This is a genomic window from Micromonospora sp. NPDC048063 (genome assembly GCF_043202855.1).
GTDB lineage: Bacteria > Actinomycetota > Actinomycetes > Mycobacteriales > Micromonosporaceae > Micromonospora.
Genome location: NZ_JBIDBG010000002.1, coordinates 315,553 through 330,571 on the forward strand (window position 1 = coordinate 315,553; position 15,019 = coordinate 330,571).

The window sequence follows — 15,019 nt, forward strand, 5'->3', positions numbered from 1 at the left end:
CGATGGCGCGCTTCCTGATCAAGCGGATCTTCTCCGCGGTGCTCACCCTGTTCGCGGTGAGCGTGCTGACCTTCCTGATGTTCTTCGCGCTGCCCCGCGACCCGGTCAGCGGCATGTGCCCGAAGAACTGCAACCCCGAGCGGCTGGAGCGGGTCCGCGAGGAGTTGGGCCTGCGCGACCCGCTGATCACCCAGTACGCCGGCTACATGAAGGGCATCTTCACCGGGCGGGACCTGGGCAGCGCCCAGGGCGGCCGGTGCGACGCGCCCTGCCTGGGCTGGTCGTACGTCAACAACGAGGCGGTGCTGGACACCATCGCCCGGGTGCTGCCGGTGACGCTGAGCATCGTGATCCCGGCGGCGATCCTCTGGCTGCTGCTCGGCGTCGGCCTCGGCATGGTCTCGGCGCTGCGCCGGGGCACCTGGCTCGACCGGGCCGCGATCGGCTTCTCGCTGACCGGTGCCTCGCTGCAGCTCTACTTCGTCGGCGCGGTGCTGCTGCTGGTCTTCGTCTACAACCTGCGCCTGCTGCCCGTGCCGAGCTACACGTCGATTTTCGACAATCCCCTGAAGTGGGCCAGCGGCCTGGTGCTCTCCTGGGTCGCGCTGGCCTTCCTCTTCTCCGCCATCTACGCCCGGCTGTCGAGGGCGCAGATGCTGGAGACGCTCTCCGAGGACTTCGTGCGCACCGCGCGGGCGAAGGGCCTGGCGAAACCGAAGGTGTACGGGCGGCACGCGCTGCGCGCCGCGATCACCCCGGTGGTCACCATCGCCGGCCTGGACGTCGGGGCGGCGCTGGGCGGCACGGTGATCACCGAGACCACCTTCGGCATCCAGGGGCTGGGGCGGACCGCCGTCGAGGCGGTGCGCGCCGGCGACCTGCCCACCATCATGGCGACCGTGCTCATCTCGGCGGTCTTCGTGGTGCTCGCCAACGTGCTGGTCGACCTGCTCTACGCCGCCATCGACCCCCGCGTACGGCTCGGGTGAACCGCCCGTCCCGGCCGGCGTGCCCGCCCCGGGTGTCCGCCGGTCGGATGGCGGTGAAATTTATCGACAACTGTTACACAACTCGTAGGTTTTCTTCTTTACGATCCTCGGGACGTCGGCGTTCACGCCCGGCGGCACCTGGGTGGAGGAGGTAGGAGATGCGACCACGCGTGGCGGCCGCCGCAGGCGGCGCGATCGCTCTGGTTGTGGCATTGGGTGCGTGCTCGGAGAACACGGGCGAGGGCACCACGGTGGACACCAACCGGCAGCAGACCGGGGTCATCGCGACGGACCCGAAGGACTCCAAGGGCCCGGCGGCCGAGGTGCCGGGCGCCCAGAAGGGCGGCACCTTCACGATCATCCGGGAGACCCCCATCTCCCACCTGGACCCGCAGCGGACGTACTCGTTCGCCGGCCTGATGACGTCGCCGCTGTTCTCCCGTTACCTGACCACGTGGAAGGACGACGGCAAGGGCAGCCTGGTCCTCGTCGGCGACCTGGCCGAGACGCCGGGCACCAACGTCAACAACGACTGCAAGGTCTGGGAATTCAAGATCAAGGACGGGGTCAAGTTCGAGGACGGCCGCCCGATCACCTCCAAGGAGATCGCGTACGGCATCGCCCGCTCCTTCGACCCGGACCTGTCGGGCGGCCCCACCTACATCCAGGAGTGGCTGGCCGACAGCCCGCAGTTCGACACCAAGTGGGACTTCAAGAAGAACAAGACCTCGCTGCCCCCGGGCCTGAGCACCCCGGACGCGAAGACCCTGCGCTTCGAGTTCGCCAAGCCCCGCTGTGACCTGCCGTTCGCGGTCTCGCTGCCGACCACCGCGCCGCTGCCGGCCGACAAGGACACCGGCGTCAACCTGGACCACCAGCCGTTCTCGTCCGGTCCCTACAAGATCGCCAAGAACCAGGTCGGCGTGCAGATCACCCTGGACCGCAACCCGCACTGGGACCCGAACACCGACCCGGTGCGGCACCAGTACCCGGACCAGTTCGTCTGGAGCTTCGGCGCGACGGCCGACGCCGCGAACAACCGGGTGATCGCCGACAACGGCGCCGACCAGAGCGCCGTCGCCTTCAACTACGTGCCCGCCTCGCTGGTCGCCAAGGTCGCCAACGACCCGGCGCTCAAGGAGCGGACCATCCTCTCCCCGACGCCGAGCTCCAACCAGCTCGTCATCAACAACCAGCGGGTGAAGGACCTGAAGGTCCGCCAGGCGCTGAACTACGCCATCGACCGCGAGGGCCTGATCAAGTCCGTCGGCGGGCAGACCGTCGCCTCCCCGATGACCACGCTGATGCCGTCGTCGACGATCGGCTACAAGGCGTTCGACGCGTACCCGGCCGGCGCCAACGGCAACGTCGACAAGGCCAAGGAGTTGCTCGGCGGCCAGACGCCGGAGCTGGTCCTGGGCGTCGCGGACAACACGACCGAGCAGCAGATGGCCACCCAGCTCAAGGGCAACCTGGAGCGGGCCGGCTTCAAGATCACGGTCCGTAACATCCCGGACGACTCGAAGCTCGACGAGGTCAAGAAGAAGGACAACCCCTGGGACCTGTACATCGGTAACTGGGCGGCGGACTGGCCGAGCGGCGCCTCGATCCTGCCGGTGCTCTACGACGGCCGCACCATCAAGGCCGAGGGCAACAGCAACAGCGCGTACTTCAACGACCCGGCGATCAACGCCGAGTTCGACCGGATCCTGGCCCTGCCGCCGGGCGAGCAGGGCCCGGAGTGGGCCAAGCTCGACGAGCGGATCATGAAGGAGCACGCCCCGGTCGTGCCGCTCTACGTCGACGTGGCCTACCTCGTGCACGGCTCCAAGGCCGGCGGGGTCTTCGTCTCCAGCGTCTTCGGCTACCCGGCCTTCGTGAACGCGTACGTCAAGAAGTAACCCTCAGGCACCAACCGCACGGACGGGCCCCGGTCGACAACGTCGTCGACCGGGGCCTCCGCGCATCCGCCCCGCGCCGCCCGTCGTGTTAGGAAGGGCCCCTTCCTCTACCGCAGGCGTTAACAAGGTGCCCTTCCTTACAGGTGCCGGCGGACGAAGTCCAGCTCCAGCCTGAGCAGGCGTTCCGCGGTGCCGCCGGCGGCCATGTGGGTGGCCCCGGTCAGCGGGAGCACCGAGTGCGGCCGGCCGGTCGCCAGCAGCGCCGCCGAAAGGCGCAGGGTGTGCGCGGCCACCACGTTGTCGTCGACCAGGCCGTGCACCAGCAGCAGCGGCCGGGCCGACTCCGGATCGGTCACCGGCTCGCCGGCCAGCTCCACCAGCGAGTGGTGCGCGTAGATGTCCGTGCCGTCGTCCGGCAGGCCAAGGTAGCGCTCCGTGTACGCGGTGTCGTACAGCGCCCAGTCGGTGACCGGCGCCCCGACGATGCCGCACCGGAACAGCTCCGGGTGCCGCAGCACCGCCAGCCCCGCCAGCCAGCCGCCGAACGACCAGCCGCGCACGGCCACCCGGCCGAGATCGAGGTCGGGGTGCTTGCCAGCCAACGCGGTGAGTGCGTCCACCTGGTCGAGCAGCACGACGTCGGCCACCCGCCGGTGGATCGCCTTCTCGAAGGAGGGGGCCACGCCCGGGGTGCCGCGGTTGTCGACGGTGACCACCGCGAAGCCGGCGTCGGCCCACCACTGGCGCTCCAGCCAGGCCGAGCGGGCGGCCAGCACCTCCTGGTGCCCCGGCCCGCCGTAGACGTCCAGCAGCACCGGCAGCCGCCGCCCGGTGACGTAGTTGTCCGGGTAGAGCACCGCCGTCGGCAGCCGCCGGTCGGTGACCCGCTCCAGCAGCGGCAGCGGAGAATACGGCGGGGTCGCGGCGAGCGAACGCAGCACGCCCACCTCGCGCTCGCCCTGCCACACCGTCCACCGGGTGCCCGGGTGGTCGAGCGAGGCGCTGCCCACCACCAGGACGTTCCCGCCGACGGCGGCGGTGTGCCAGCCCGGGTCGGTGGTGATCCGGCGGGCGTCGACGCCGCCGCCGATCGTGGTGCGTACCCGGAACAGGTGCCGCTCGCTCGGCTCCCCGTCGCTCGCCTCCACCAGCAGGTCGGCCGGGCCGGTGCCGCCGGGCAGCCGCCCCACCACCCGCCGCACGTAGAGCGACGGCGGGGTGAGCAGGGTGCCGTCGGCGAAGAGGCAGCGGGCGTCGTACCCGTCGTGGGCCAGTTCCCCGCCGACCAGCACCCGGCCGTCCGGCAGGTGCGCCGGGGTGCCGGGGATCGGCTCCACCCAGCGCGGGTCGGCCAGCTCGGCGTGCACCTGCGTCTCGCCGGTACGCGGGTCGACCGCGAGCACCAGGCCGTGCTGCTGGGAACGGCGCAGCACGGTGATCAGCGGCCCGCCGTCGGCCCAGTGCACCGCGGTCAGGTACGGGTAGGTCTCCCGGTCCCAGTGCACGTCGACCCAGCCGTCGTCGAGGTCGAGCAGGTGCAGGCTGACCTCGGCGTTCGGGCCGCCCGCCCGGGGGTACGCGACCGTGGTCGGCGGGCTCGCCGGGTCGGCCGGGTCGTGCAGGTGCCAGCGGTCCAGCCGGGACTCGTCCACCCGGGCGGCCAGCACGGAGCGCCCGTCGGGCGCCCACCAGTAGCCGCGGAACCGGTCGAACTCCTCGGCCGCGATGTGCTCGGCCAACCCCCAGGTCACCCCGGAGTCCTCGCCGGCCAGCAGGGTGTCCGTGCCGTCGTGCTCGACCACCCGCAGCTGACCCCGGCGGACCCCCTCGGCGGCGTCGGTCACGTACGCCAGGCGCTGCCCGGTCGGGTCGGGCCGCGGGTCGAGCACCGGGCCGACGGTGGCCACCTCGACCACGTCACCGTGCACCAGGTCGGCCCGGAACAGCCGCCCGGCCAGCGCGAAGACCGCCACCCGGCCGGCGGCGTCCAGCGCGTACGAGCCGATGCCGGAGGCGCTCAGCCGCAGCCGCTCGCGCAGCGCGCGCTCGCCCGGGCTGAGCGCGTCGACGTCGACGTCCGCCCCGAGCAGCGCCGCCGGGTCGGCGACCAGCCGTTCCTCGCCGGTCGCCACGTCCAGCAGCCAGAGCGCGTCGGCCGGGTCCTCCGGGCCGGCCGAGCGCAGGAAGACCACCCGGGAGCCGTCGTCGGCCACGGCGACCGCGCGCGGCGCTCCGCGGCTGAACCGGCGGGTGCGGGCGGCCAGCTCCGGAAAGTCCACAGGCCAGATCGTAGAGCGGCGCCGGGGGTGATGTGGCCGACCTGCGTGGACGCGTCACGGCCGGCGGAGGAGAACCGCCGGATAGAGTGACCACCGTGACGACGCTGCCCGACCGCCGCCTCCTGCTGGTCCACGCGCACCCCGACGACGAGTCCATCGGCACCGGCTCGACGATGGCGCACTACGCCGCCGCCGGTGCCCACGTCACCCTGGTGACCTGCACGCTCGGCGAGGAGGGCGAGATCCACGTGCCGGCGCTGGCCCAGCTCGCCGCCGCCGAGGCCGACCAGCTCGGCGGGTGGCGGATCGCCGAGCTGAACGCCGCGTGCGCCGCGCTCGGCGTCACCGACCACCGCTTCCTCGGCGGCGCCGGCCGCTACCGCGACTCGGGCATGATGGGGCTCGCCACCAACGAGCACCCCCGGGCCTTCTGGCAGGCCGACCTCGACGAGGCCGCCGGCCACCTGGTGGAGATCATGCGGGAGGTACGCCCGCAGGTCGTCGTCACGTACGACGGCAACGGCTTCTACGGGCACCCCGACCACATCCAGGCGCACCGGGTGACGATGCGCGCCGTCGAGCTGGCCCGCGCCGAGGGCCTCGCCCCGGCCAAGGTCTACTGGACGGCCATGCCGCAGAGCGTCCTGGAAGCCGGCATGGAGCACTTCGCCGACTCGTCGGACAACCCCTTCGCCGGCATCGACCAGGCCACCGAGCTGCCGTTCTGCACGCCCGACGCGCAGATCGCGGCGCGGATCGACGCCACCGACCAGCATGCCGCCAAGGAGGCGGCGATGCGCGCGCACGCCACCCAGATCCCCGACACCTCCTGGCTCTACTCGATCGCCGGCAACTTCGGCAGCGAGTTCATGGGCGTGGAGTACTACACCCTCGCGGTGGGCGGGAAGGGCCCGGGCAGCGGGCCGTACGGCTGGGAGGACGACCTCTTCGCCGGGCTCGATGTCGCCGACGGCCCGGACCGGTCCCCGGTCGGGGCGGCCGGCCTCCGGTGACACCGCCCGCCGCGCCGATGTCGGTCGTCCCCGAGGAGAGCGCCCCGCCACCGCCGCCCGGCCGGTCCCGGCTGCTGCTCGACCTGGCCCTGCGGGTGGCCGGCGGGCTGGTCGCCGTCCTCGGCGGGGTGCTGACCGGTGTGCTGGAGCTGCTGCTCGCCACGCTCCGGGTCGGCGGGCAGCTGATCGGCCTCTCGGTGGTCCTCGCCGTCGCCGCCAACATCGCGCTGAGCTGGTTCGCCCACGAGGCGGTCGGCCGTCGCTGGGCGGTGGCGCTGCCCGCGCTGCCCTGGTTCGTCCTGATGGCGGTCGCGGCGGTCCGCACCACCGAGGGGGACCTGCTCGTCGCCGGCGACAACTGGGTCGGCCTGGCGATGATCGTGGCCGGCGCGATGACCTTCGCGGTGATGGGCTTCCGGCAGGTCCTGGCGCCGCCGCCCGTCCGTCCGGGGGACTGACGAGACACCGGATCCGGTGGTAGACATTCCTGCCAGGAAGCCCGCCGCGGAGGCGGGCGGTACGGCGGGAGGCGTGCGATGAGGGAGCGGTGGCGCGCGATCGGGATACTCGCGATCGCGCTGTTCGGGGTCAACGTGGTCGCCCGGCTGGTCATCCGGTTCGGCTTCGACGGTGACGACACCGCCGCCGCCGACCGGGTGTCGCTCGGGATGTTCGCGGTGATCGGGCTGGTGCTGGCCGTGGTCGCCTTCCTCTGGGGCAGGCGTCGGCCGGTCGCCGCCTGGGGGTCCGACATGGCCGCCGCGGTCGGCGTCGCGCTGCTGCTGACGGTGCTGGTCGGGCCGCTGCTGGTCGGGGAGAACCCGTTCGGCGGGGGCGCGGGCACGTTCTTCGCCCAGATCTGGCTCTACCTCGCGGCCACCGGCGTCGGGGTGCTGCTCGGCTACCTGCTGCTCACGGCGCTCGGCCTCGACCACCGCTCGCAGTCCCTCAAGCGGTACGCCGAGCTGAAGGCCACCAAGCCCCGCAAGGTCGTCCGTCGCTGACCCGCGCGGCTCCGGTCCACGGGCGCGCGCCGGCCGCGCCGGGACCGGCCCTGGCGCTCGTGGCGGCAGCATGGCCCTGTGCGGCTCCTGTCGAGCTGCCCCACAGATGGGGCAGGGCCCCCGCCCAGAGGGCGCGGCCCGGATGCCGGGCGCGCCTCCCGTACGCGGCGGAAGGCGACGCGGTCAGTGCGGGGCGGTGCGGGTCAGGTAGGTGTGGTGGGTGGTGAAGCCGAGAGCCCGGTAGAGGGCCACCGCCGGGGTGTTGCGCTGCTCGACCTGGAGGAAGGCGCGCGAGGCGCCGGTCGCGGCGCCCCAGTCGGCGAGCGCGCGGATGACCCGGCCCGCCAGGCCCTGCCGCCTCGCCTCGGGCCGCACCTCGATCAGGCTGAGCCCGAGCCAGCGCCCCGACCCGGTGACCGTGCCGCGGCCGATGGCGACCAGCGCGCCGTCGGCGTACACGTGGGCGAAGCGGACCTGGCCCACGGCGGTGAGCACGTGCCGGGCGGCGTCCGGCAGGCCGCCCTTGCGGCCCGCGACGACGGCGAGCCAGTCGTCCGACGGCGCGGTGGCCAGCTCGACCGGCGGTGACCCGGCGGCGGCCGGCGGCAGCCCCGCCAGGGGCACGGTCTGCACCAGCACGGGCGGGCCGCTGCCCCAGCCCCGCGCGTCCAGTTCGGCGCCGACCGGGGCGGCGAGCGGCAGCGGGGTGTTGACCAGCGCCGGTTGGCCGAGGTCGGCGTACCAGCGCTCCACCGCGTCGAGCGCGGCGGGCAGCGGCCGGTCCGGGTCGCCGACCGGCAGCGCCGAGTTGGCCCGGCCGGTCCAGCCGTCGGCCGCGCGCAGCAGCCAGTCCCCGAGCCGACCCCGGACTGCGGCGGGCCACGCCTCGTCGGCGGCCAGTTCCAGCTCGACCACGGCCGCGGCGGTGGGCCGGCGGGTCGGCGGCACCCGCTTGGCCCGGTGCACCTCGGCCACCGGGACCCGGAGCCGGCCCTGTGCGGTGGCGAGAGTGAGATGGGTCTCGCTCAGCTCGACCAGCTCGCCGAGGGCGTCCGAGAAGAGGGGCCGGCCTTCGCGAATCCCCACAATCCGGCGAACCACGATCCGGTGTCCCACATCCTGCTGTCGGAGCACGATCGACCCCCTCCCCGGCGAGATACTAGGCTCTTACCGTCGCGGGTGATCGCGGCGTGTCTTGCGGAGGAGAAGACCGGTGACCTACATCATCGCCGAGCCGTGCGTGGATGTGCTCGACAAGGCATGCATCGAGGAGTGCCCGGTCGACTGCATTTACGAGGGCAACCGGATGCTCTACATCCACCCCGACGAGTGCGTCGACTGTGGTGCCTGTGAGCCCGTCTGCCCGGTCGAGGCGATCTTCTACGAGGACGACGTCCCGGAGCAGTGGAAGGACTACACCGGCGCCAACTACGAGTTCTTCGAGGACCTGGGCTCGCCCGGTGGCGCCTCGAAGATCGGCAAGGTGGAGAAGGACGCGTCCTTCGTCGCCGCGCAGCCGCCGCGCGGCGAGGGACACTGAACCGTCCCGTGCCGGTCTCGTCGCGGCTGCCCGAGTTCACCTGGGACACCCTGGACGCCGCGGCCGCGCTGGCCGCGGCGCACCCGGAGGGCCTGATCAACCTCTCCATGGGCACGCCGGTCGATCCGGTGCCCGAGGTGATCCGGCGGGCGCTCGCCGAGGCGGCGGACGCCCCGGGCTACCCGCTGACCGCCGGCACGCCGGCGCTGCGCGAGGCGATCGCCGCGTGGGTCGCGCGGGCCTGCGGGGCGGGCGTCGACGGCCTCGGCGTGCTGCCGACGATCGGCACCAAGGAACTCGTCGCCTGGCTGCCCACCCTGCTCGGGGTGGGCCCCGGTGACGTCGTCGTGGTGCCGTCGGTCGCCTACCCGACGTACGAGGACGGCGCCCGGCTCGTCGGGGCCACCGTCGTGCGCGCCGACTCGCTGACCGCGGTCGGCCCGACCCCCCGGGTGCGCCTGGTCTGGGTCAACTCGCCGGGCAACCCGACCGGGCGGGTACTGCCGGCGGCCCACCTGCGCAAGGTGGTCGACTGGGCCCGGGAGCGCGGCGCGGTGGTCGCCAGCGACGAGTGCTACCTGCCCCTGGGCTGGTCCGCCGAGCCGGTCTCGGTGCTCTCGCCCGAGGTCTGCGGCGGGTCGTACGACGGCGTGCTGGCGGTGCACTCGCTCTCCAAGCGGTCCAACCTGGCCGGCTACCGGGCCGGGTTCGTCGCCGGTGACCCGGCGCTCGTGGCGGAACTGCTCAAGGTCCGCAAGCACGCCGGCATGATCGTGCCCGCGCCCGTGCAGGCCGCGATGGTGGCCGCGCTGCGCGACGAGCGGCACGCCGACGAGCAGCGGGAGCGCTACCGGGCCCGGCGGGAGATCCTGCACGCCGCGTTCACCGGGGCCGGCTTCACCGTCGAGCACTCCGAGGCGGGCCTCTACCTCTGGCTGACCCGGGGTGAGGACGGCTGGGAGACGGTCGACTGGCTGGCCCGCCGGGGCATCCTGGCCGCCGCCGGCACCCTCTACGGCCCGGCCGGCCGGCAGCACGTCCGGGTGGCGCTGACCGCGTCCGACGCGCACGTGGCGGCGGTCGCCGGCCGGCTGCGCGGCTGAGCACGGCCGGCGTCCTCGACATGTACCGACCGAAACGCCGAGGTGCCTGATGCGTGAGAGACCCGGCGGGCCGTTGCGGGCCGCCGTGGTGGGCACCGGCCTCATCGGCGGGTCGATCCTGGTGCGGCTGCACGAGGCGGGCGTGGACGTCGCCGGCTGGGATCCCGACGAGGCCACCCGGGCGGAGGGGCGCCGGCGGGGGATCGCCTTCCCCGACGAACTGGTCGAGGCGGTGCGCGACCGTGACCTGGTGTTCCTCTGCGGGCCGCTGCCGACCCTGCCGGACGCCCTGGTCACCGTCGCCGCCCACACGCCCGAGGGCTGCGTGGTCACCGACGTGGGCAGCACCAAGGGCGGGTTGGCGGCCTTCGCCGTCGAGCGCGGCCTGACCGGCCGGTTCGTCCCCGGGCACCCGATGGCCGGCACGGAGCGGTTCGGGCTGACCGCCGCCGTGCCGGCGCTGTTCGAGGGGGCGGCCTGGGTGCTCTGCCCGGAGCCGGAGGGCATCGACGCGTTCCGGCTCCTGGCCGGCCTCGTCGTGGACGTCTTCGCGGCCCGGGTGGTGCCGATGTCCCCATCCGTGCACGACGCGGTGGTGGCCCTGTCGTCCCACGTCCCCCACCTGCTGGCCGGCAGCCTCGCCGGGGCGGTGGCCCGGTCGGACGTCCGGGACGCCGTGCTCGGGCTCGCCGCGGGCAGCTTCCGGGACGGCACCCGGATCGCCGGTACGCCCGCGAAGCGGACCGCGGACATGTTGTTCCACAACCGCGAGCAGGTCGTCCGGCAGCTCGACCGGGTGCGCGCCTACCTGGACGAGTTGTCGGCGGCATTGGTCGGCGACGACCTGGACGCGCTCGTCGAGGGCTACCGGCAGGCCCGCGACCTGCGGACGGCCCTGCTCGACCGGGACCTGCACGCGTCCCGGCGGGAGTTCCCGACGAGCGGGGACCACGCCGACGAGCTCGCGTACCTGCTGGCGCTGGGCGAGGCGGGCGGGCACCTCACCGGCTGCCGCGTCGGCCCCGGCACCGTCGCCTACACCGGCCACCTCCCGGCATCCGCCGACCCCGCCTGACCGGGCGGCCCGCAGGGTCTCCTGCACCCGCGAACCGGCGCCGAGGACGGTCGGCGCGCCGCGGCACGTCGGCCGGTCGTCGCGCGCGTCGCTTCCCGCGCGTGGCGGGCGGGCGGGCGGGAGCGCGGTTAGGGTGAGGGCATGGTGGACGGGCCGGTGGTGGCGGTGCGCGGCGAGGCGTACCGGGAGGTCCCTCCCGAGATCGCCCGGTTCACGGTGACCGCCACGGCCCGCGACCGGGACCGGGAGGCCACCCTGACCCGACTGGCCGAGCGGGCCGCCGCCGTCCGGGTGCTGCTCGACGGCTACGGCCCCGCGATCGACCGGCGGGAGACCGGCGAGCTGCGGGTCCGGCCGGAGACCCGGCGCTCCGGCGAGCGCGTGGTCGCGTACCACGGCAGCGTGGCGACCACCGTGACGGTCAGCGACTTCACCGCGCTCGGCGACCTGATGCTGCGCCTGGCCGACCAGGACCAGGTCGAGGTGGCCGGGCCGTGGTGGTCGCTGCGGCCGGACAGCCCGGCCCACCGGGAGGCCCGGCACGCCGCGATCGCCGACGCGCTGTTGCGCGCCCGCGAATACGCGGAGGCGCTCGGCGCCCGGGTGACCGCCCTGATCGAGCTGGCTGACGTGGGCGCGGCGGAGCGGCCCATGATGAGCCGGATGGCGTACGGGATGGGCGGCGGCGTCGAGGGCGGGCCGCCGGAGCTGGAGCTCGACCCGCAGCCGCAGACCGCGCAGGCGGCGGTGCAGGCGCGGTTCGCGATCAGCGAGCCGGTTCTCGGCTGATGACGGCCGCCCGGGTCGTCGGGGTCGACGAGTTGGTCGCGCGGGCGCGCGCCCTCGCCGACGCCGGCCCGCGTCAGCTGCTCGGCATCGCCGGGGCGCCCGGCGCGGGCAAGTCCACGCTGGCGGAGCGGATCGTCGAGGCGGTCGGCCCCGCCGCCCGGCTGGTGCCGATGGACGGCTTCCACCTGGCCCAGGCCGAGCTGCACCGGTTGGGCCGGGCCGAGCGCAAGGGCGCCGTCGACACGTTCGACGCCAACGGCTATGTCTCGATGCTGCGGCGACTGCGCCGGCTGGAGCCGACCGCCGTCTACGCGCCGGCGTTCCGGCGGGACCTGGAGGAGCCGGTGGCCGGGGCGATCGAGGTGCCGCCGTCGGTGCGGCTGGTGGTCACCGAGGGCAACTACCTGCTGCTGGGCGCGCCGCCCTGGGACGAGGTGCGGTCGTTGCTGCACGAGGCGTGGTTCCTCGACCTGGACGTCGAGCTGCGGCTGCGCCGGCTGACGGCCCGGCACCAGGCGTACGGGCGGTCGGCGGAGCAGGCCCGGGCGTGGGCGACGGGCAGCGACGAGGCCAACGCCGCCCTGGTGGCGGGCACCGCGCACGCCGCCGACCTGGTCGTCCGGCTCGACGAGCCGCCGCCGGCCTGACCCGCGCCCCGCCCACCGCCACCGGCCGGGGTCAGCCGGCGCCGCGCCGGGGCGCTGGCACGCCCCGCCGCAGCAGCCGCGCCACCCGCGAGCGCTCCCGCTGGAACTCGGCCGCCTCCGGATAGCCGCTGTGGTTGCGGATCGGCGGGTCGGCCACCTCCCCGTCGCTGGGGTGCAGCGCCTCCGGGTCGCGTACGGCGACCTCGCGTTCCCCCGCCGTCACCTGCCAGCCGAGGGGGTCGGTGGCCCGCCAGAAGTTGGTCCAGCGGCTGCGCCCACCGGGCGGCGTGAGCGCGTCGGCCAGCACCGGCAGCCGGTCGGGCCCGAAGTACGCCGGGAAGACGCGCCCGTAGAGCCGGGTGAGCTGGCAGCCGTAGGAGAAGTACCAGATCCGCCGCCGCGACCGGGCGGGAAGCTGGAGGATCACCGCGGCGCAGATCACCGTGCCCTGGCTGTGCCCGGAGAGGATGATCCCGTCCACGGCCCGGGGGTCGTGCTCGTCCAGCGCCAGCAGCCCGGCCGTACGGGTCTGCAACTCGGGCACGGCCCGCTCGGCGTAGCTGGGCGGGGCGAGCGGGTGCGCGGCCCGGGGCCAGAAGGTGCCGACGTCCCAGAGCACGCCGACCGAGCGGCGGACGAGGTCGTTCCGGTAGACCAGCAGACCCACCGCGCCGACGAGCACCGGCAGCCAGCCGAGCATCCGGTCGCCCACGCCGGAGATCCACTCGACCACGGCGGCGCCGCCGGTCGCCGCCGTGGGGTGGGGCCGGCCGCCGGAGAGCGCGGCGGCGTAGCCGAGGGTGACCAGCACCCCGGACGCGGCGGCGTAGCGGCCGACCAGTCGCACCGCGTGCTCGCCGACCAGGCGGTGCAGCGCCCGCCAGGCGCTCGCCTGCCGGCAGCGCCGCAGGTCGTGGCCGGAGAGCCGGTGACCGGCGGGCACCAGCTCCGCGTACTCGTGGCGGCGCAGGCGGAGGAAGATCAGGCCGGCCCGGGCGGCCGTGGCGACGAGCGTGAGCAGGGCGACGGCGAACGCGAGCCCGGCCCAGGTCACCGGGACCGGGGGCGTCACGGGGGAGACCGCGTCGGCCGTCGCGCCGCCGCCGAGCCGGCCGGTGACCCAGTAGAGCAGGCCGGCGCAGTAGGAGACGCAAAGCACCCAGCCGAAGCCGGCGATGAGCGCCGGGGCCCGGCCGCCCCAGGCCAGGTCGGTGTGGGGCTCCGGCGGCTGCCGCTCGGCCGGCGTCGGCACGCGCGGCAGCAGCAGGCCGGTCGCGGCGAGCGCGACGACCCCGACGGCGAGCATCCAGACCTCCAACGGCGGAGGCGCGGGCGGGATCCCGGGCAGTCGGCCCGCGATCCAGGCGACGCCGAGGGCGAGCAGCAGGGCGGCCGCCGCCGGCGCGGCGAGTGCCCGCCGCCCCGACCGGCTCACCGACCCGATCGCGATCAGCAGCAGCAGTTGCCCGGTGCCGAGCCAGGCGACGACCCGGTCGACGCCGGGCAGCGACCGGTCGGCCGGGCACGGTGGCGCGGCGGGCTGCCGGCCGCAGCCGGGAACCTGGCGCAGGTCGGCCAGCGGGGTGCCCGCGGGCCCGTCGGGCAGCAGCAGGATCAGCAGGGTGCCCGCCAGCCCGGCGCCGGTGAGCACGGCGACCGCCACGCTCCAGCGGCCGAGCGGGGTGCGGCCGGCGCGCCGGGTCAGCCAGGGCCGCGCGAGCGCCACGACCGCGATCAGCACGGCGGCGGCGAGCGCGGCCACGGTGGGCCAGGCGACGGCGGCCCGGGCGCCGTGGGGCGGGTCCATCGCGAGGACCGCGCCGAGCGGTACGGCGGCGGCCACGACGGCGCCGGTGCAGAGGTGCAGCACGGCCGCGCGGCGGAGCTGCCCCTCCCCGTCCCAGAAGGTGGGGTGCTGGAGCGGGTTGCCCAGCGGGCCGGGTGGCGGCTCGGGCGCCGGTGGCTCCGGCACGGGCTGCCCGGGCTCGCCCGTCGGGGTCCCGTCGGGCGGCCGGGCGCCGGTGAGGGGGACCGGCTCGGCCGGCATCTGCGCCTCGTACTGGTAGGTCCGCCAGCTCACCAGCCCGAGCAGGGCCAGCACGCCGAGCGGTGCGAGCAGGCCGACGGCGAGGGGCCGCGCGTCCTCGCTCCACCAGCCCTGCCCGAGGAACTCCCAGGGGCCGGGGATCCGGCGCAGGCAGTCCTCATCGACGCACTGCCAGCCCACGAGGTCGACGCCGACACCGGTGAAGGTGAGCGCGAGCGTGCCGGTGAGGCTCAGGCAGAACAGCCGGATCAACCAGGCGGTGACCCCCGACCTGCCGGCCGGGCGTTCGTCGTCCGGGTCCGCCGGGATGCCCGGCCGGGCGTGCAGCGCGACGTTGGCCAGGGTGAAGGGCAGCAGCAGCGTCCACAGCGCCCGTTCCACGTCACGCGCGGTCCGCCCGCCGGAGGTCAACTGCCCCCAGCTGTACGCCTCGACGACGATCGGGTCGTCCGGCCCGGCGGCGGGGGAGCGGTAGAAGCCGGTGACCGGGTCGCCCGCGACGCGCCACGGCGGGGGCGGGTCGGCCCCCGGCGCGGGCCGCAGGCCGAGGATCTGGCCCGGGGGCGTGTTGGAGACCCCGTGCACGCGCAGTTCGAGCACCCGACCGATCATCCCCGCCTCCTGGTGACGAC

13 protein-coding genes are annotated in these 15,019 nt (G+C 74.8%); 10 read left to right on the plus strand and 3 right to left on the minus strand.

Annotated features, from left to right (window positions below; genetic code table 11):
* Nucleotides 1-2 precede the first annotated feature (2 nt).
* Both ACGFZ2_RS06235 and ACGFZ2_RS06240 read left to right on the plus strand, forming a co-directional pair.
* Nucleotides 3-989 (plus strand): ABC transporter permease, encoded by a 987-nt coding sequence (locus ACGFZ2_RS06235; RefSeq protein ID WP_393261362.1) that lies wholly within the window; start codon nucleotides 3-5, stop codon nucleotides 987-989.
* Between the two features lie 158 nt (nucleotides 990-1,147).
* A complete protein-coding gene (locus ACGFZ2_RS06240) occupies nucleotides 1,148-2,890 on the plus strand; it encodes an ABC transporter substrate-binding protein (protein ID WP_393450742.1) in 1,743 nt (580 codons plus the stop codon).
* Between the two features lie 137 nt (nucleotides 2,891-3,027).
* Here the strand turns inward: ACGFZ2_RS06240 and ACGFZ2_RS06245 are convergent, their stop codons facing one another.
* Nucleotides 3,028-5,169: a prolyl oligopeptidase family serine peptidase gene (locus ACGFZ2_RS06245; protein WP_393450745.1), complete on the minus strand. Its 2,142-nt coding sequence runs from the start codon at nucleotides 5,167-5,169 to the stop codon at nucleotides 3,028-3,030.
* 86 nt (nucleotides 5,170-5,255) lie between these two features.
* Here ACGFZ2_RS06245 and mshB point away from each other — a divergent pair, with 86 nt between their 5' ends.
* The 3 genes from mshB to ACGFZ2_RS06260 all read left to right on the plus strand — a co-directional run bounded on the left by mshB (nucleotide 5,256) and on the right by ACGFZ2_RS06260 (nucleotide 7,186).
* A complete protein-coding gene (mshB, locus tag ACGFZ2_RS06250; RefSeq protein WP_393261356.1) occupies nucleotides 5,256-6,182 on the plus strand; it encodes an N-acetyl-1-D-myo-inositol-2-amino-2-deoxy-alpha-D-glucopyranoside deacetylase in 927 nt (308 codons plus the stop codon).
* 17 nt (nucleotides 6,183-6,199) lie between these two features.
* Entirely contained in the window at nucleotides 6,200-6,640 is a 441-nt protein-coding gene (locus ACGFZ2_RS06255; protein WP_393261687.1) for a hypothetical protein, read from the plus strand.
* Between the two features lie 78 nt (nucleotides 6,641-6,718).
* Complete coding sequence (locus ACGFZ2_RS06260) at nucleotides 6,719-7,186, plus strand: hypothetical protein (RefSeq protein WP_393450748.1); 468 nt, start codon at nucleotides 6,719-6,721, stop codon at nucleotides 7,184-7,186.
* A gap of 183 nt (nucleotides 7,187-7,369) precedes the next feature.
* Here ACGFZ2_RS06260 and ACGFZ2_RS06265 read toward each other — a convergent pair whose 3' ends face one another.
* Nucleotides 7,370-8,320, minus strand: a complete 951-nt coding sequence (locus tag ACGFZ2_RS06265; RefSeq protein ID WP_393450751.1) for a GNAT family N-acetyltransferase — start codon at nucleotides 8,318-8,320, stop codon at nucleotides 7,370-7,372.
* A 79-nt stretch (nucleotides 8,321-8,399) separates the two neighbouring features.
* Here ACGFZ2_RS06265 and fdxA point away from each other — a divergent pair, with 79 nt between their 5' ends.
* From fdxA to ACGFZ2_RS06290, 5 genes are all read left to right on the plus strand, one after another.
* Nucleotides 8,400-8,726 (plus strand): ferredoxin, encoded by a 327-nt coding sequence (gene fdxA / locus ACGFZ2_RS06270; protein WP_089005361.1) that lies wholly within the window; start codon nucleotides 8,400-8,402, stop codon nucleotides 8,724-8,726.
* Nucleotides 8,723-9,829: a succinyldiaminopimelate transaminase gene (dapC, locus tag ACGFZ2_RS06275; RefSeq protein WP_393451441.1), complete on the plus strand. Its 1,107-nt coding sequence runs from the start codon at nucleotides 8,723-8,725 to the stop codon at nucleotides 9,827-9,829. Before fdxA ends, dapC begins: the two co-directional genes overlap by 4 nt.
* A gap of 49 nt (nucleotides 9,830-9,878) precedes the next feature.
* Nucleotides 9,879-10,904 (plus strand): prephenate dehydrogenase, encoded by a 1,026-nt coding sequence (locus tag ACGFZ2_RS06280; RefSeq protein WP_393450754.1) that lies wholly within the window; start codon nucleotides 9,879-9,881, stop codon nucleotides 10,902-10,904.
* Nucleotides 10,905-11,045: 141 nt separating this feature from the next.
* The gene (locus ACGFZ2_RS06285) at nucleotides 11,046-11,693 is read left to right on the plus strand and encodes an SIMPL domain-containing protein (protein WP_393261346.1); all 648 of its coding nucleotides are present in this window, start codon (nucleotides 11,046-11,048) and stop codon (nucleotides 11,691-11,693) included.
* The gene (locus ACGFZ2_RS06290; protein WP_393261344.1) at nucleotides 11,693-12,340 is read left to right on the plus strand and encodes a nucleoside/nucleotide kinase family protein; all 648 of its coding nucleotides are present in this window, start codon (nucleotides 11,693-11,695) and stop codon (nucleotides 12,338-12,340) included. Before ACGFZ2_RS06285 ends, ACGFZ2_RS06290 begins: the two co-directional genes overlap by 1 nt.
* A gap of 31 nt (nucleotides 12,341-12,371) precedes the next feature.
* Here the strand turns inward: ACGFZ2_RS06290 and ACGFZ2_RS06295 are convergent, their stop codons facing one another.
* Nucleotides 12,372-14,999 (minus strand): hypothetical protein, encoded by a 2,628-nt coding sequence (locus ACGFZ2_RS06295; RefSeq protein WP_393450757.1) that lies wholly within the window; start codon nucleotides 14,997-14,999, stop codon nucleotides 12,372-12,374.
* Nucleotides 15,000-15,019 lie beyond the last annotated feature (20 nt).